The following is a 19,594-nucleotide window of genomic DNA, read 5'->3' on the forward strand; positions in this document are numbered from 1 at the left end:
AAACTAGCAATAGGATCTTTTCTGAAAGGGTGATTCTATTGCTAGCCTATTTTCCGACTCTTTATAAGGATGAATTGCTATACAGCGGGATTGCCAGATACCATGTAGTATCAGGAAATAAGACACAAAGACAAACCATCGAAGACCTTTTCGGTAACAGATCGGTTTGTGCAACTGCAGATTTGCCAAGTCACTTAACGTGTCTTACTGATAAAGTAAATGGACAATATACGACAGATCAAATCATCAAGGATCATACTTTACTTCCCTATTACACTTCCTTTATGAAGCAAAATAAAATCCATCAAGTACAATCATTGATGGAAGATGGGAACAAACAAGGGGAAGTTCATGCCTCCTTGGGATTGCTGGCTTCTTCTATAAAACTGCCAGTGAAGCTAAGATTTTGTAGCGAATGCTATAAAGCAGATAGTGAGATATGCGAGCCTTATTGGCATCGCAGCCATCAATTGCCCGGCGTATTTATATGTCCATTGCATAGGAGCATCTTAAAGGTTAGTTGGGTAGAATACTCCACGCTTCATCACAAGTTTTCATTTGTGCCTTTAGCAATGCACGGTGAATCGGACTATACCGAACCCGATATTGACGCAAACTGGTTGGATCATCTGGCAATCATTGCTGTTCAATCGAATTTTCTTCTACAGTCCCAGTCAAAATCTAAAGAAAAGACCGCATCCTATAGAATGGTGCTCCCAAAGGAAAGATACCAAACAATAGGTGGTCGGGTACGATTTAATCGCCTTATACAGGATTTTCGGAATATTTACACTGATAAACTGCTGGAATACCTAGACTGCGGTATCGATTCAAATAGCACTGATACGTGGTTACATAAAATAATCAGGAATCAAGAAGAAATTATGCATCCACTAAGGCATCTATTAATACTCGGTTTTTTTGAAAAATCTGTCGGTGGTTTTTTTGTCACCCCCCATAATCATCCATTTGGAAACGGGCCATGGCCATGCCTCAATAAAGTGGCTGATCATTACAATCAAAGTGTTGTTGAAAAATGTGCAATTACTCGTTGCTCAACAACTTCAAAGCCGGTCGGTACCTTCCAATGCAGTTGCGGATTTGTATACTCAAGAAGAGGCCCGGACACATGTGATGAGGATCGGAACCGGATAGGCAGAATTAAAGCTTTTGGTCCGGTATGGTATAACAACTTGAGATGTCTTAATAAAACCAATACCTCTCTTCGTCAGAAAGCAAAAATTCTCGGTGTCGACCCTGGGACTGTAAAAAATCAAACCGAGTATCTTGATACAAATAAAGCAGTTTCGAATCAAGTGAGAAGCCAAAGTCAAGCTATCAGATCTAGAAAAATCAAAGGATGTTCGCTAACAAAGGTCAGCCGAAAAGTGGATTGGGATCAGCGAGATGAGATTTTGTATAATGCAGTGGTAGAGGCAGTCGAACAGATGAAACAGTTGCCTTATCCGCAAAGAATATCGTTGGCCTCAATAGCCAGACATACGGATTCAGGCAATCTGAAACATAAGCTTATGAAGAATCTAAACAAGCTCCCTAAAACCAATGAATTTATTAAGAAGCACGTCGATTCTACAGAGACATATCAAATTCGTAGGTTAACTTGGGCTGCAAATGAGCTTAATGGGGCAGAAGGAAAAGCATTGGGGTGGAGATTACTGAAGTTAGCTGGCTTAAACCATCCACTAAGGAAAGACGTGAATGTAAAATACTTGGAATTGCTCAGCTAAGTATTTCTCATTTGCATAGAAAACAAATTGGTAGAGGGTTATTCGATATTGCCGTGTTATATATGAAGTTAGTAGGTCGAACATTTCGTAAGTTTTGTTTGCACGTCGGTAGACGAATCCTTGATAAAGGAAGGATCATGATGTCACGTTTGGCGTTTTTTCCGCAACCGTATCTAGATGAAGATTTCAGAAGTATCATTTATAGATACCACCTTATGTCTCCTAATCAAATATTTCCAGATACCAAGGAAGAGCTATTTGAATTAAGATCTCACAAAAATCCAATGTTTCTTGCTAACCTGATTAAGTTGTATGAAAAATTACCGGACCGACATCCGTTTGAATCTGGTTATTTTATTAATCATCATACTTGGGCAAGGCTTATTAGTTGTTTTTTAACCAGGACTGATCGAAACAACGAGGATGAACGTATTCGAACTCATAGCGGAAATTATAACAACAACATGCTTAATGTAACAAAACTATTTTCAAAGCAGGTTAAATATTGCCCCAAATGCTTGTATGAAGATTACGAGAAGTACGGTGAATGTTATGTTCATCGTGCACATCAATTCGATTTTATGACTTGCTGTCATCTGCATCGTGTTGAACTGATAGATTATTGTCCCGACTGTAACTGCCCACTCAGTAAGGATTATGCAGAAACACTGTTGTCTAAGCCCCAATGTCCTAGTTGCTCAAATGCAATTAAAGTTAAAAAAATCCGATCTGAATCCTCGATATACGACTATCAGAATACTCTACTTGAAGACCTTTATACATTGAACTCTCTCTCGGGCATCATTCATGCTGAGTATATACAAAGTAAAATCATGATGAAAATGTGGGAGATTAATTTAATTCATTATCGAGGTCGGTTTATGCGCAGTGAGTTATTGAAAAAGATAGTAGATAGCCATAGTCCTGAAATATTAGAGGTTACAGGATTAAAAGCGGATACACTACTATCGAGACATTTTGCTGGACGCTTTTTACAGCCGCATAATATTAGGACGCACATTCTTTTTTATGTTTTGCTAATAAGGTATCTTTTCAGTTCAGTAACAAATTTTCTGAATTATGAGCATCCTATTGCAAATCCAATCCCTTTTGGTCATGGTCCATGGGAATGTCTAAACCCTATATGCACCCAGAAAGGAAAGAAGATAATTCAAAGGTGCGAGCGTAAGTTAAAAATCTCAGGAGGGATTTCAATTACAACAACATTTCAGTGTGCAGTATGCGGATTTACTTACTCGAAAAGATGGATGCGCGGTAGGCAAGAACCCAATAAGCCTCTTATTGTTTCGATGGGGCATTTGTGGTATGGAAGAGTAGAAACTTTGTATTTAGAAGGATTCACGCCATATCAAATACATAAGGAAACTGGATTTTCAGAAACTGCAATAAATAGTTGTATTAAAAAGATGAAAAAAACCAGGCTCACTCTTTCGGGACACAATCCACCTCTAATTCCATCGGATACCATACAGGCAAATGAGCAGATGGCCGCTACGACTCGTGATGAAACGAAGGAATCATACCGATTAACCCTGTTGCAAACTGCTCAAGTTAATCAAACAAATAAGCGGCTTTTTCTTCTGCGCATGCATCCTCGAGAATACAATTGGTTATGTCGAAACGATAGCACCTGGCTGGATGAGCATTTTCCTAGAAAAAAAGCGTTTAAAGCAAAGATCGATCTTCACTCTTTTGATGAAATATTATCACAAAAGATACGTACAATAGCCGCGGAATTAAAAGAAGATTCAAATTTTCAAATTCGCAAATATACGATACTTAACCGGCTATCTCCATTGGAAAAGTCTCGGTTGCAATCATTTAACGAGGACCGACTGCCTGCTAGTCACAAAGCACTAAATGAATCTATTGAGAAAATTGATTCCTATTTAATGAGAAGCGTAGCAAGAGTTGCTACAAAACTTAGATACAAGTATGGTTATCAAAATATTTCGTATGACGCACTAATAAGTTATTCGAAATTATATGAATCATGCAGTTCGGAATTGAAAGTGAAAATAGAGGAGTTACTAAGACACAATAATGAGGATATGAATTGTCGTTGAAATCATGCTTATATGAGTTGGTTGTCCTGCGGATGGGACATCGAAAACTTGGTAAAGGAGCCCATCCTGCCAATAGGCAACAAATTGTCAAAAAAGATGGAGACGCGGCGATCTTCAGTAGTGAAATATCCATAGAAAATAATACCTACCAACTACGAAGCAAAGTTACTACTAAAAGAGCAGTAGGTACGTTGCTTCGTTGAATAAATTAGAAGCCAACCACACAGTTAAATGATCAAAAGGATGAGCAGTGCGTGTATTAACACGATCGCGGCTTATCCTTTTCAATATGCTTCTATCGGTCCGCTTTTTTCGGGAATTCTTGGGTATGAAGTAGGATTTTCTTGCTTGATGTCGAATTTTTACAGTAACATATAGTCCCTTGTTCATAGGGAAATAGTGAGGTGTCTATGGATAAGATTGCTGAATTAATCGAATTTGGCTATGAGTGCGAATATCTGGACTTTAAAGAGAGACAATACCATAAAGACAAGAGTATGGATTTACTAATGGATATAATGGCGATGGCCAATTCCCGGCATAATGGCGATAAATTCATTATTATTGGAGTCAAGGATCGACCAGAAGGTAAGGAGATAAAGGGAATAGATCCGAAAGAGTTTATAGATTCATCCAATTATGTGCAACTGGTTCTGAATAATATCGAACCAGAAATACAGTTTGATTATTTCAGATATGAATACAAAGGCGTAGTGTTAGCTGTTTTTAAGATCTGTAAAACAGAAAATAAGCCATACATGATGAGAAAGAAATTTGACAGACTGAACGAGGGGTATTGCTTAATTCGCAAAGGTAGTACGAATACAGTAGCCAAACGCAGCGACTATGATTACATGTATTTAAATAAAGGACAGTTCGAGATAAGATTTCTAGATTATGCACTACACGCAGTACATGATGCACAGGGTTGCGCATCTATTGAAGTTGCGTTTGCTAATACAACAGAATTACCTATTACGATAATCGGTGGCACATTATATGTCCGCAATAATCAAGGAAAAGAACTGTCAAGGCACCATGTATATGGATTGGATAAATTTATAGGTGCGGATTTCAAATTAGCGGTACCACCAAAAACAGAAATAGTTGGCCACTTGATGGTTGGTTTTGAATCATCAGATCCGTTTAGATTAAATATTGATGAGGACGGAATATGTGCTGAGGAGTACGTATTCGAGCTTCTGCTAGTGGATGCACGAGAGAAACGATATTCCGCAACTATGAATAATGCAAGAGTTTTTGTGATCGGCGACTTTCTTTGGAAGGTGAAAGAACAGAAGGGAATCCCACATAAGTTTCGGACGCATAGATGATTTAATAGCATGTGTGGGTATTGAAACTATCGATCAGTATTCTGTTTAAAAGAGGTTGGTTGACAGATATTCTATATGGAATTTGGGGAGAACTCATTATGAAGATGAACAAACTCTATATCAAAAATTATCGAATGTTCAAAGATGAGCTCATAAAAGTGAATAGCGGCTGTAATATTTTTGTTGGCGATAATAATTCAGGAAAAAGTACATTGCTTGAAATAATTCAAGTCCTTCTGAGTGGAAAAATAAATAATTCGTCCTTTGAGCGTCAATTAAAGGCATCTTTTTTCAACTATGAATCTCGTTCTATTTTTAAAGAAATCATTGCAGATCCTTCTCAGAAAATTGAAGAATTACCTTCTATAATTGTTGAAGCTTATTTCGATAATGATGTCAGTAACTCTAGTTATAAAGGAACAAATAATGAGCTTGGTGAAGACTGTCCGGGCATTCGTATGAGTGTTGAGTTTAATCAAGATTATTCACCTGCATTTCAAACGATGGTACAGGATGGAGAGATTTATGATATACCGGTTGAGTTTTACAAAGTAAGCTGGAGAGATTTTGGTGACAATCCAATTATATTTAGGACTTTTCCGGTAAAGGTATCACTGATTGATACTACACAAAAAGATTATGACTCAGCAGTAAACAAATTTATTAATTCAAGAATTACTAACAATTTATCTGATGATGAAAAAGTACATCTAACTAGAGCATATAGAAAAATGAAACACGAATTTAATAACAATCCGAATGTTATAGCCCTTAATGAAAGGTTAGCAGTAGAAGAAAAACTTGATGATAAAGCGATTAAGTTTGGTATGCAGGAAGATGTACTCGAATCTTGGATGAACGAGGTTTCAATCGAAGTCGAGAACATTCCTTTTGAAGATATGGGTTTTGGTACTCAAAATCTAATTAAAATGGAACTGGTATTTAAACAAGATACCGAGAAATCTAATGTAGTATTGTTTGAGGAGCCTGAAAATAATTTAGCATTTGGGAATATGTCACGTCTTATTTCAAAAATAAATCAAGATGAGAATAAACAGGTTTTTATATCAACGCACAGCAGTTTTGTAGCAAACAAATTAGGTCTTAAAAATATAATTCTCTTGTATAAGGGGCACACAAATCAACTGGATGCTGTAGATCCTGATACTATGGATTTCTTTAAAAAACTGCCCGGTTATGGGACAGTTCGTTTTCTATTGGCAGAGAAAGTAATATTGGTTGAAGGGCCGACTGATGAATTAATTATTCAACGTGCTTACAAAGATGTTCACGGAAAGTTACCAATTGAAAATGGAGTGGATGTCATTACGGTTGATTCACTGGCTTTTAAAAGGTATTGTGATTTAGCCGTTTTAGTAAGAAAACCATTACGAATTATTACGGATAATGATGGGGATGTTCAACGGAATATCATAGATAAATATAAGGACTACCTCAAGGCGCATGGTGATTTGATAAAAATATATTATGAAACTAATGAAACACTTCATACAATCGAACCGAGTGTACTAGCTGTTAACTCAGTTGAGGAGGAAGTGTTTAACAAGTTTAAACGGGTTATCTCTAAAGGGAATTCGATGATTAAAAAAAATGTGGCAGAAATAGAATCTTTTATGATTAACAATAAAGCTGAATGGGGAATGAGGGTATTTGATTCAGACGAATGTATCGAATACCCCGCGTATATTAAAGATGCGATACGATAATACATTGGTTCTTGCTTGTGCTGGCTCAGGTAAAACATACGGAATGTGTAGTGATGCAAAGTCTATAACTGAGAAATCTACTAAGAAAATATTGATGCTGTCTTACACGAATAAAGGTGTTTACTCAATAAAGAGAGAGTATGCAAAGCAAAATAACGGTGTGCTCGATAAAAATGTTGTTATAAGTACATGGTTTCAATTCATACTAAAAGAATTAATCAGGCCATATCAGAGAAGCTTTTTAGGGGAGATCAGTCAAATAAAGTCTTTTGACTTCTCTAGAACATATGGTGTTGATTATGCAAGAAAAAATACCGTGTCGTATTTTTTGAACAAGAACAAAGATGTGAAGGCTAACAATGCTACCGAGTTCGCACTTTTCTTAAATCAATTATCAAAGGGCGCTGTCTTGAAAAGGCTTGAGGAAACATATGCTTGCATTTATATTGACGAGCTGCAGGATTTGGTGGGAAAAGATATAGAACTTCTTGAACGTTTATTCCTTTCATCCATCAAAATCTATTGTGTTGGTGACTACAAACAAGCAACTCTTAAGACTCACAATCCGAAATCGGATAGAAAAAAGGGTGGTATGCATGTTTTTAGTTACCTTGAGACTTGCAAAGATACACATCAAATAAACATTATTAAAAATAACACTTCCAAACGATTTGTTGCTGATATAGCAAACTTTGCGAACTTAGTATACCCAGAGGACCCGATTGTTGGAGTGCTAGAAGCAGAAGAACCGGCTATCGGGGTTTTTCAGATTCTTCAAGCTGATGTACATGCTTATATTGAACACTTAAAACCATCTATTTTAAAATACGATGTCAGGACGCCGACCTTGGGGTATCCTTCATTAAACTTTGGGGTCAGTAAAGGGATGACGTTGGATCGTGTTTTAATTTTCCCTAATAAGCCACTTTATTCATTCTTGCTAGATCCTATAAGTCGATTGAAGGCTCCGGACAAATATTTTGTTGGTGTCACTCGAGCCAAATACAGCTTGGCATTTGTGGTTAAAGAGTTCAAACCCAACGAATATTTTTTTGAAGATAGTATTAATTTTGGTGGTAAGGACGCTACGGTTTTAAAGTTTAAAATATGAAACTGATTTTATGGATACATGAGCTTGTTGTGAGCTTCGCCAACGTATTAAGCAAACTCAGCTTTAATAGCATTATCATAGATTGGTAAAGTGGAGGTGTACTACAATGTGGTCAGATAATGAAACATCTAAGGATCTACTGGGATTTAAAGTTCATGCCGACTTAATAAGGTCAGTTGTTACCAATCCTAAGCTACTCCCAGTCACATTGGGGGTTTTTGGGGATTGGGGTAGTGGAAAAACAAGTATTATGAAAATGTTGGAGAACGATTTAGATCCGGAAAATTATCCACCGGGTGCTCCTGAAAGAGCAAAATACGAGAAAATAGCAGTTTTATATTTCAATGGTTGGCTTTTCGAAGGATATGATGATGCAAAGTCAGCGCTCCTCAGCTCGATTCTATTACAACTCGGTGAGCATAAAAGATTTGGTCCTAAAATAAAAGAAAAAGTTGCCGGGCTCTTGAAATCCGTAAATTGGATGCGGGTAGCGAAATTCGGTGTGAAGGAAATAGGTATGCCTGCACTGGCAGCGTACATAACGGGCGGAGCAAGTATTGTACCAAGTTTAATGAGCACTGGTAAGAAAGCATTGGGATCAATTCTACCGACAAAAGACGATGAAGAGACAGGGGAAGAAGGGGAATCAAAATCCGATGTTAATTGGGAGGAAATGATAAAGGAAGATAAGAGCGAAGCAAGCGCCATGGATGTACGGACATTTCGACAGGACTTCGAAAAGCTGCTGAAAGATACGAATATAGAATCCTTAGTCGTGTTAATTGACGATTTAGACAGATGCTCGAACGAACGCATCATAGAAAATTTAGAAGCAATTAAATTGTTTTTAAATGTCGAGAGAACAGCATTTGTTATAGGTGCAGATCCTCGGATAGTACGTCATGCAATTGAAGTTAGATATGCGCAAATGAAGTTCAAGGATGAGCGAGACCCTGTTGAAGCCTCGGAGAGGCTTGTAACCGACTACTTAGAAAAGTTAATACAAGTTCCCTATAGGTTACCCAAATTATCACCGGCTGAGGTTGAAAGCTACATGGCCCTACTATTTTGTGCTAGGGACGTTGAAGATGAAACCTTACTTGGAAAAGTGCACAAGGCTTGTGATGAACAAAGGTGTGCAAATCGTTACTCTGTATTTGGTTACGCTGCCGTGAAAGAAGCATTTGGTGAAGCGGAACTTCCGTCTACTCTCAGTGAAAGTTTAATTTTCAGTTCCAGCATTGCGCCGCTTATTACAGAAGGGCTTAAGGGGAATCCAAGGCAAGTTAAACGATTCTTAAATGCCTATTTTTTAAGAAAAGAACTAGCAAGGGTTGCAGGACTACAAAGTATCCGAGATGACATTCTGGTGAAATTGATGGTTCTTGAGTACGGACACTATAAGCAATTCATGGATTTATTTGAGTGGCAAGCTAAACAAGAAGGTAGGCCAACAGAGTTAAAGCAACTTGAAGCGGTGCTAGCACCGCCTGATGGTAATTTCGAAAATGAAGGTGAGGCCAAACAAATTGCTCCGGAATGGTCTTCTTCTTTTATGCGCCGCTGGGTGGCAATGGAGCCGTTGTTGAGCGATATAGATTTGAGGGATTATTTTTGGGTAGCAAGGGACAAGCTGAGTTCAACTTTATCAGGGGTATCTATGATTCCACCATTTGTAAGAACTATACTTGAAGACATTCTGTCCTCTAATGCAGGAAGGATGGGACGTGCGTTTGATTCTACATTAAAACTAAGTACAGATGAGCGCATTTTACTGCTAAATCAAATTGAAAAGCATATCCTCCGAAATCCAGATCAAAAAGTTGGCTATGATGCATTAAGAGGATTAATAGAAAAGGATGTCATTGAAAGTATTGAAATTCTCGCTCGCATTTTATTAAATGTTCCTGCGGATGCTATCCCCCCGGCGGTTGGTAACGATTTGATTACTTTGCAAAGAAGTAAACAAGAACTGAATGAGCATTTTGAACCCGTAATTAAACAATTGAAATCAACCGAGACAAAAATTGGTCGAGCTTTAAAACCTATCGAAAAAAGGAGGTAGATATTCAATGGGAACATCTAAAGGCTACGATGCACCAACAACCCCTCAATGGGGAGATCTGAAGAGTAAAGTTTCAAGGCTAGCTAAAGTAGGTCGCCCTGGCTCTGATAACTCCAAGGAATTAGTGGGACAGTTTATTCGTGCCAATGGAGGTACGCAAGGTGTAGCAAGGAATGGAGGTATGGGTGCTAAAAGCGCTCAAGCTGTTGCAAAGAATTTAGGTTCATTTCTTTCCTTAGTAAACCGTCTAGGAATCAATGAAGCACTGAAACAAACGGGATTAGAGCATTTAAAGGGAAAGGCAACATCGGATATTGTTTTGTCGCTTATTGATTATTTTGGAGAAGAAGCAAGTACTATCGATCAAGTTGATGCCAGAAATGCTCTATCTCAACTTATGGACGAAATGTTTGAGAAAGTTGAGGGGATTGATGAAATCACTCAAGTACTAGAAGGATGTTCAAACCCAGACAGTTTGACGGAGATGCTGGAAAAGTTTTTTGGTTATTATGTTTATCAACAATTTTGTCGATCTTTTTATGAAAGATTAGCTTCTAAAGTTGGTAATGCTCAAGCCGATGCATTCTTAAATGATATATTGGATTATATTAAATCAGAAATTACAGTCTTTTCTCTCGATAAAGACATTACACAGGTAGATTGGAGCGGGCCAGAAGGCGAATCAATATGTGTTCAAGTATTAGAAAAAACACTAGATGTATTTGGAGGTTAGCCATGATAAATGTGACGGTAAGCCCGGCGGAAAAAACTAAACTCGAACTAGCAAAAGTGTCCCTTCAGAATACCGATACTCAAGAAGTCAGTAATCTTGATTTAGATTTTAAAACACTATTTCAAAGATGTGGAATTCCAAACGATACTGTCTTAGACTTCTTGTTTATGGCTACTGTGTTCTATGCCACAGATAAATTTGTTGGGAGAAAAAGTGTAGAGGATAAATGGACTCGGAATATTAAGATTAAAATCCCTGTATACGAGTTGATGAAGTGGCAAACTGTAAAGGGAAATTTGGATAAGTGTATGTCATTTTTAACCGGAGATATTTGGGATATTGAGTTTTATCAAAATACTTCTTCGTTGCATAGACCAAATGAAAGAAGACGTTCACCAAGGCGAGTCTTGTCACGTGTTCAAGCGGATTTGGTTTGCTTATTTTCGGGTGGACTAGATTCATTAGTTGGTGCTGTGGACTGGCTGGAAAGTAATCCACAAGGAGATATTTTACTGGTGGGACACTATGATGGACAAGTAAGTGGACCTAAGACAGATCAGAGTAATCTTTTTCAACATTTGCAGCAGCATTATGCTTCCAGAATTGATTCATTACAAGTTAGGGCGGGTCAGAGTCCTTCAGGAAAAGAAACAACTTTCAGAAGCCGCTCTATTTTGTTCCTTGCCATCGGAATCTATGCAGCTGCAAGTATTGGCGAGGATGTACCATTGTTAATACCGGAGAATGGAACAATTGCTTTAAATATACCTCTTACACCATCTCGAAGAGGCTCTTGCAGCACGAGAACTGCTCATCCAAGCTATTTGCGAATGCTGAGTCATATTTTACAAGGTGTCGGAATTACAAATCCAATATTGAACCCGTTAGGTATGAAGACCAAAGGAGAGGCAATTAGCCAGTGCAGAAATCAACAAGTACTACAGAATGCTATTCCCGATTCAGTGTCTTGTGGTAAAAGTGGACATAAATCCAGTTGGATTAGAAGAGATGCAAAAGGTTGTGGGAGATGTGTTCCCTGTATTTTTAGAAGAGCATCATTGCATGTAATTGATGCAGACAATGAAAACTACGGGATTGACATTTGTAGTGATGAAATCGATTTGTCAAGTAATAAAGTCTCTGTTAGTGATTTTAGGGCTGTATTGGCGTTTCTGGGGCACAACTATAATGTTGAGGAAATAAAAAGATTATTGCTTTCAAGTGGTGTGTCTATCGAAGAAATTGATGAGTATTCAAATCTTGTTATTCGAGCGATGGCTGAGGTAAAGGAACTTGTTAGTGACAAAGGAACAACTGGTATTAAACAATTGATCGGTCTTACTTAAGGATGTGAATTAAAATGATCGATGCTCATTGCCATATAGATTTGTACAAGAACCCTTATACAGTAGCTAATGAAAATGAAAAAAAAGGTATATCAACTATTGCAGTTACAAATTTACCGAGCCACTATGCATTGGGATATTCTCATTTGAAAGAATTTAAATATATTCGAGTGGCTCTGGGTTTACATCCACTCTATGCCGTTAAGCATACACCTACTGAAATGAATAAATTTATTGAGTATGCAAAAACGACATCATACATTGGGGAAATAGGACTGGATTTCTCAAGAGAAGGCATAACTACAAAAACAAAACAACTCCAAAGCCTGCGGCATGTGTTAAGTCATATCAGTGATAGACCGCGATTTATTTCTCTTCATTCAAGAAGAGCAGAATCTACAGTCTTACAAATGCTAAAAGAGTTCTCAATTCAACAGGCTGTTTTCCATTGGTACAGTGGTTCATTATACTTAATAAAAGCCATTGTTGAAGAAGGACACTATTTTTCTATTAACCCTGCAATGATTGAATCTGCTAATGGTTGTAAAATCATTGCGAAAATCCCAAGAGATAGAATGTTAACTGAAACTGATGGACCTTTTATCAAAGTTGAAGGAAATGTTGTTACATCTCGTGATATATCGCTTGTTCTGAAATATTTGAGTAATCTTTGGGAATGTTCATATGAAGATGCTGAGTTGCAAGTGAAAAATAACTTTAACAAAATTATATTCCCAATACAACAGTATATTAAAGGGATTTAATTTATGGCGAGACGGGACATTGAGGAATGAGGTGCATAAAATGCTCCTATGCAGATCATCAAAGGTGAGAGAGAAAATGGTTCAAGAATATAACATTAAACCCATCGCTCATGTTCGATTGTTAAATGGACAAAAGCGCCAAAGTTGTACTAAGGACTTACTTACTGACAGCTATTATTGTTTCTCTTATAAAGCAAAAGATAGTGATGTTACAGGAACTTTTTTATGTGGTACCTATGCAGCAAATCATTTTCTTGAATTAATTCAGCACCCCAAGTTAAAGGTCTTTGACCCGTTAGTATCCGAAAATGTTGGAACAATAACAAGCAATGGTACTAATAGAGATAGAGGATTAAATGATACATGGCATCCAACTGCAAAACAACTGTTCAATGCAATCAATCTGATAGTTATATGCTGGGGACAGGTTCCAGGAGGTGTTTTGCAAAAAATAAAGAATGAAATTGAGAAAAATAAAAATCGCGAGCCACTACCCGGACAAATCAAAGCAATTAATACAATTATCTCAAGGGATAGGAAAGGTCGTACGCTTCAACAAATGCTTGATGATTTGAGGAAGAATAACAACATGATTCGAGATTTTCATTTTAATTTGTTGAATGAGAGCCTAATCAAAAATGAAGTTGAGCCATCTTTTTTTGGTAATATAATATGATCTAAGAGTCATAGAGTTACTAACAATATGAATGGAAGTGAGGTTGATTCATGACACATGAGTTTTTTAGTGACAGAGAACTTGGAAAAAAGGAGTTGAGTTCCGAAAAAAATAACCACTTCTGTTTATAACGGAGTAGTTGGGACGTATAAAAGGTTTCAGAAGAACTTTTCATACGATTTTCCTGTTACTTGTCCAGATAATGAAATGGTTTGTGGCACATTTGCTTGTACGATGCTAGTAACTGATATAGAGAAAGTAGATATGTCCTGAGGTTACGACATGTGTGAAAGGAGCATTATGAACGATTTCGAAATGAGAAAATTGCTTGCTGACTTTCATAATCTTACAGATATTGATTCAGCATGGACGTTTTATTACGATGAGTCCAACAATCACCGGAAATTCCGTTTAAAACAGACCGATATAGATACACGTTTTAATGTTTCAGAAGACGAGGATTTTGTTTTAGGGGGGGTAATGTACACAGGAAATACATCAATTTCCGACGTTGATTCCTTGTTAGAGCAATTAAAACTTCAAGAAACAGTAAAAGAACTTAAATTTAAATATATTGCTTGTGGAGACTTTATTCAATGTTTATCATCTGATAAATTACACTCTTTCTTAAAATGGTTACTGGCAAGCGATTTATATGTTCATTATTCAAATATTAACATTCTATATTTCTCTATAGTCGATATTGTTGATTCGCTAATTGTAGATGTAGGTGTTAAGGAATTGAATTTCGTTTTCTTAAATGAAATGAAAGATATTCTTTATCAAATAGTTCTTAATGAGAAAAAAGAGTTTGTTAATTTGTTGTACAAATATGGCTATCCAAATTTGAAAACTTCTCGAATTGAAGATTTTATTGATTCACTAATTTTAATACTTGAAAAGTACGAAGATACCCCGAAATTCCATGTCTGGGTGACTTCCATAAAACAAATGCTAAAGCAAGCTAAACGGGGAACAAAATTAAGTTTTATTATGAATAATCAAGATTACATTTTAATTTCAGATTTTTCCGCTTTTTACTTGAGGCCTTTTATGTTGTTCGTAAACTCAACGCACATATTCGATAATGAAAGTGAAATTCAAAAAATTATTACTGAGTTTGCAACTACTTCAAATGAGAGTTACAATTATAAATTTGTTGATTCGACAGCTGATAAATACATTCAAATCTCAGATGTCTTTATTGGATTGCTTGGCAAATGTTTTACATTTATAAATAAAAATACGATTAATCAATTAATAACTACTATTGATGACCTGAATGCTCTACAACGTGAAAATTTATCATTACTTGGTGCAATAATTAATAAATCAAATGACAAGAGCAGAGCATTACTGCATTCTTCTTCAAGTAACTTTGAAAGAAGAAAGTTAAATTTTCTCTTCGGATGGACTGATTAAGGTTTTCAGGCAGTGTGTATTGTCTCCGCACGTAACCGTTGGTTATGATTTTTGGTGGTTCCATACTTGTTCTTTTCGCGTTTATCACAAGGCGTGACACTATCACTCGACAATCTCTCTAAGATTGAAAATGATGTGATCTTTTAATATGAGGAGCAAGAGTGTGTAAAGCATATTTTTTGACGATCCCAGGAGGAATGAATGTCAATTGAACTGATTGGTCCACAAGGATATGAGTATCAATATCTAGCCACTTTATTTATCGCGTTGACACACTTGAGAGAACGTCAAGATGTCCAACTTATCGTAGAAAAAGCAGGTGGTGAAGATGCTGAGTTAAAGATCATCAATGGAATTAAAGAAGTTACGGTGGAAATTCAAGTGAAAAGCACAAGGGAAGACTTAACAGTTCGAGAATTTGCCCAATGGTTAAGTCATTTTCCTGACCGTGAATCAAATAATAACCTTTTAGACCGCCTAAAATCAGATGATGATCGATTTGTTTTGTTTATTACTCGGGCACGAGCAATGGATTTAGTCCGCCCATTTTTAACTGATACTATTGCTATAAACACTAACGCTTTTAACAATGAATTGTTAAGTTCAGCTATTGACCATATTCGTACAACCTATGGTGAAGGTTCAACATTAGAACAGGAACGTGCAAACTTTTGTGTTGGACAAGCAAGTTACTTTAATTCTAACCGGCCTAAACTAAGAAGCGTATTTAAAAGAACACTGGTTTGGGAGCAACGGGAAGAAGAAGCACTTAAGAATAACTGCAGGGAGATACTGCATAATTCATTTATTGTTCCTCTTAGTATGACTGATAAAGTTTTGCTGCAACTATTAGATTTAATTAAACAGGCTAGAGACCAACGGAAAAATGTTATACCCTCTATTATCCAACTACTCGACACATTCAGTGGTGAGAGAATCCCTTTAAACCATGTAAGTGTAAAAAGAGAAACTGATGTAGAACTGATTAGCACATTGGAAACAACAAATGTTCTTTTGTTGACAGGGATCTCCTTCTGCGGGAAAACACATATCGCTAGAGAAATTGCCAGTAGCTATCAAGAAAAAGGATACAGGTGCATTATTGAATCAGATATTAAGGAGGCATCTCGTTTTCTTAATCAGATTTCTATTGAAGATAAGTTGTGTTTGATTGAGGATCCCTTCGGGCAAGTGGAATTGGAAGAAAGATATTATGAAGTATGGGCAGAATTAAGTGACTTAGTAACGAGATTAACCCCTAATAAAAAAATTATCGTAACTAGCAAAATTGAATTATTAAGAAGTATTAGTAAGGGAGATAACCCTGATCAGTGGATGATACATGATCAGAGGTGGAAGGATCTCACTGTGAGAAATCATGAATTTGTTATGAATATTTGGGAGGCTTATTGTACTGAGAAACAAATTCCCGACGAGGTGTATCAGCTTGTAAAGTACAATCTTACCAATACACCTGAAGAAAATTTGCTACAACCTGGTCAGCTTAGATATCTAGCTTATACCGATAAATCAAATTTGCAAGATAAAGATTTTTCTCAATTAGTAGAATTAGCAACTTTTGATGCTCAAAAGCTTGGCATGTACTTCGGAAATAAATCGGATAATTTCAGAAAAACATTAATTGCACTAGGATTAGGTGCGAGTCCAAGGCATGCCATTAATACAGAGGATCTTACTTTTATTTTATCTAACTCCGATACACGTCCAAGCGTTATAATTTTAGAAGACACTTACAAAAGTATAACTTTTCCAGGTAAGGAGACACCACCGCCATCATTTCCTGTATACGATATCGATACCACACTACAGGATTGGGTTCTAGAGCAGCTAGATGAACTGGAATCACATGGCTATATTTCGATAATTAATAATAAGATAAGGTTTACACATCCGACCTATCATGAAGCTGCAAAATATGTAATCCTTCATCAATCGAGATTAAGATTGAGAGCAGTAGAAGGTATTTTGTGGAGAGGAGTGTCTTGTTTAGAGACGGACACAGCTCTATCTTATACCAAATTTTTGAACAAGCTTCACCAATCGTATTTTAGTAACATGGAATTTCAAAAGACAATTGTTTCAATCGCCATAAACGGTCTTAACTCGATCTTCCCAGCAGTAAGAGATGCATCACTTGGTTTATTAGTTTCTCATATCGATCATTTGGAAGACGAACTTCAGTTAAAGGTCTTTAACTATGTAAAACATGATGATATTGATAACGAGAGATTATTGTGGCATAACGGTGAACCTTGGATAGAAATCACTGATAATTATAACTTTTTAGATAGTATTTCTGATATGCTTAGTAAACACAAACAAGAAGGTATTGATGTTGTTGCTAATAGATTAATCAATCCAGAGGAAGCTCATACCGTAACTTCAGAGGAAGCCTGGAATATTGTATCAAATGGTTATTTATTCGAAGAATTTGATAAAAACATAATATTAATCAAACAATTGTTATCTTATAAAGAGTCATTTATTCGAGAAAAAATTACATTTACGTTTATTGATCAGTTTTGCGAAGGTCAAGATGAATTAATAACAACTGTTTTTAGCGATGAACACCCGAACGTGGTATTCCAAGCTATAAGAGGGGCATTAAATGGATGGCATGGTCGGTCTGCGGACTCTAAAAAGTATTTATTGAGCCATATGAAAATGGCGATGTTAGATAAAATAATCGCTTCTAAAGCCAATAGATTTATGATCGACTTCGGCGATGAATATGGTGCTGAAAATATCGACAGAAGTAATTTTGATGTAAGTCAAAAAAGAGATTTATGGGAAGTTTGGAGTGAATTATTTACTCTATTCTTACGGAGTATACCAGATAAATTTGTGTCAGTGAATGAATATCACCTATTTAACACTGTTACTAATTCTATAAATAATATTCCTTCCGAAAAAGTAATTAATGTCTGTGAATCGTGGCTAGAATGGATAGAAAGAAACATACAATTTAGAATGTTACATGAGGTTGGGTATGCTATTTCAGATTATCTTTTGGCAGGTACACAACCTGAAGAAAGAGTACACTTAACAGACCGGATACTTGATCAACAAGATACAAATTTTTTAACTGTTGCCTTAGCAGAATACATAAACAATTGGGAACACTTAAGCGAGCGAGAGCAAGGAAAAATCTTTTCATTATTACAAAGTCAACGCATAGACTTGCAATGGTTAAAAGCAGTTAGTTTAACTAGATCTATTGTTCCTACTGAAATTCTAACGATTATTTTAGGTGAAGAGAACAAAAGTGTCTTAGTTGAAGATGTTGATAGTATCATTGAAAAGTTTCCGCCTGCTCTCCTGGTTGATTGTATAAGGGTGTATGCTGGACACCCACAACCGCTGTGGTGGTTAGGTTATCATCATGCAAGATTAACTAGATGGCCTGAAATATTATTAAAACTTATCGAGTTACCGGAACATCCTGCATTTACTGTGGCAATTAAAAATTTCGTGGATAAATTTATTATGGGTGACTTCAAAGATGAAATTAGAAGTAAAGTAGTGGATATTTGGAGTGAACTTGTTAAATCAAATGATGATGATGTGATTAACTTGTTATTCAATACCCTTAGAATGGAATGTATTACTTATAACGGACCAGACAGTCAAGATCTTTGGATAGTTTTTTTTAGAAATATAGACCAAGGGAAAAAGGGCCACTTTTTAAGTAATATTGTTGAAGAGATTGAGGCGTACTCATACTTTAACGACTTAGATGAAATTTTCGGCAAAGAGATTTTCTTTGAACAAATATTACCGAGAGTACAAGTGGATTATACGATTGTTAATCTCGTAATTTATGCTAGAAAGATGATTCAAGGAGTTGAGAATTCAGAATTAGTTCAAGCAACCTATGATTGTCTTTTGAATTTTTATATTGAGGATAAACCTAGACTTAAACTTACTAATAGAATTGTGAAAAACTTCTTAAGAAAATTCTTTAATGATATCGGTTCGGAAAATGAATTACTAACTCTCATTGAACAAGCGGAAAAACAGCGCAGTAATAAGGGGAGAGAAGTTAAAGAAAACCTTTATGACCATTATGACTTGGACAACTGGGTCTCAGTTAATACACAAGTTTAAATTTTATTGAGTATTGTTGAATAAGAGACCTCCAATTTATGTAGATTCCATTTTCTATACTTTTGTTCCCTTTGAATCATGTGTCTCAAGGGCCAATGATTAAAAAACGAACAAATTGGTTCCTAACTTTCTTTTCATGGTATTTTCTAGCGGTTCCAGACTTTTTATTTTTCGTCTTTATCACGTGCTGCGCCAAACATAGTAAAACCAACAAATTCGGTTCACGACTTTTTTATCACCTAACATGATTTTGTAGATTTGAAATAAAGTTGCACCGTTTATAAATTAAATAGACTATAATTAATAGAGAATAATATGTTCAATATATGAACATTTATTCTCTATTTTTTATTATAGACGGATTGTAAAATGAAGTGCGACAGTTACCATTATATAAAAAAATGGCTCATGATTGATTCGTGTAAAATGGAGTCACCACAACAACCATTACAC

The 19,594-nt window shown here is 36.2% G+C and carries 12 protein-coding genes; all 12 read left to right on the forward strand.

Features of this window, described 5'->3' with window-relative positions:
- Positions 1–38 precede the first annotated feature (38 nt).
- The 12 genes from M3650_RS24330 (at position 39) to M3650_RS24385 (ending at position 19,141) form a co-directional block, all read left to right on the forward strand.
- The gene (locus M3650_RS24330) at positions 39–1,748 is read left to right on the forward strand and encodes a TnsD family Tn7-like transposition protein (protein WP_251578569.1); all 1,710 of its coding nucleotides are present in this window, start codon (positions 39–41) and stop codon (positions 1,746–1,748) included.
- A complete protein-coding gene (locus tag M3650_RS24335; RefSeq protein ID WP_251578572.1) occupies positions 1,667–3,835 on the forward strand; it encodes a TnsD family Tn7-like transposition protein in 2,169 nt (722 codons plus the stop codon). Before M3650_RS24330 ends, M3650_RS24335 begins: the two co-directional genes overlap by 82 nt.
- Positions 3,836–4,245: 410 nt before the next feature.
- Positions 4,246–5,169, forward strand: a complete 924-nt coding sequence (locus tag M3650_RS24340; protein WP_251578574.1) for an AlbA family DNA-binding domain-containing protein — start codon at positions 4,246–4,248, stop codon at positions 5,167–5,169.
- Between the two features lie 98 nt (positions 5,170–5,267).
- The gene (locus M3650_RS24345) at positions 5,268–6,896 is read left to right on the forward strand and encodes an ATP-dependent nuclease (RefSeq protein ID WP_251578576.1); all 1,629 of its coding nucleotides are present in this window, start codon (positions 5,268–5,270) and stop codon (positions 6,894–6,896) included.
- Positions 6,841–8,007, forward strand: coding sequence for a UvrD-helicase domain-containing protein (locus M3650_RS24350; RefSeq protein ID WP_251578578.1), 1,167 nt, complete (start codon positions 6,841–6,843; stop codon positions 8,005–8,007). Before M3650_RS24345 ends, M3650_RS24350 begins: the two co-directional genes overlap by 56 nt.
- A gap of 106 nt (positions 8,008–8,113) precedes the next feature.
- Positions 8,114–10,072: a KAP family P-loop NTPase fold protein gene (locus tag M3650_RS24355; protein ID WP_251578580.1), complete on the forward strand. Its 1,959-nt coding sequence runs from the start codon at positions 8,114–8,116 to the stop codon at positions 10,070–10,072.
- A 7-nt stretch (positions 10,073–10,079) separates the two neighbouring features.
- Entirely contained in the window at positions 10,080–10,805 is a 726-nt protein-coding gene (locus M3650_RS24360; RefSeq protein WP_155612114.1) for a hypothetical protein, read from the forward strand.
- Positions 10,806–10,807: 2 nt separating this feature from the next.
- Positions 10,808–12,151: a Qat anti-phage system QueC-like protein QatC gene (gene qatC / locus M3650_RS24365; RefSeq protein ID WP_251578582.1), complete on the forward strand. Its 1,344-nt coding sequence runs from the start codon at positions 10,808–10,810 to the stop codon at positions 12,149–12,151.
- A 14-nt stretch (positions 12,152–12,165) separates the two neighbouring features.
- Positions 12,166–12,915, forward strand: coding sequence for a TatD family hydrolase (locus tag M3650_RS24370; RefSeq protein WP_251578584.1), 750 nt, complete (start codon positions 12,166–12,168; stop codon positions 12,913–12,915).
- A 76-nt stretch (positions 12,916–12,991) separates the two neighbouring features.
- Positions 12,992–13,591: a hypothetical protein gene (locus M3650_RS24375; protein WP_251578586.1), complete on the forward strand. Its 600-nt coding sequence runs from the start codon at positions 12,992–12,994 to the stop codon at positions 13,589–13,591.
- Positions 13,592–13,906: 315 nt separating this feature from the next.
- Positions 13,907–15,013 (forward strand): DUF3800 domain-containing protein, encoded by a 1,107-nt coding sequence (locus M3650_RS24380; protein WP_251578588.1) that lies wholly within the window; start codon positions 13,907–13,909, stop codon positions 15,011–15,013.
- Between the two features lie 201 nt (positions 15,014–15,214).
- A complete protein-coding gene (locus M3650_RS24385; protein ID WP_251578590.1) occupies positions 15,215–19,141 on the forward strand; it encodes an nSTAND3 domain-containing NTPase in 3,927 nt (1,308 codons plus the stop codon).
- Positions 19,142–19,594 lie beyond the last annotated feature (453 nt).

The sequence above is a fragment of the Paenibacillus sp. MER TA 81-3 genome, from assembly GCF_023713585.1.
Classification (GTDB): Bacteria; Bacillota; Bacilli; order Paenibacillales; family Paenibacillaceae; genus Paenibacillus_B; species Paenibacillus_B profundus.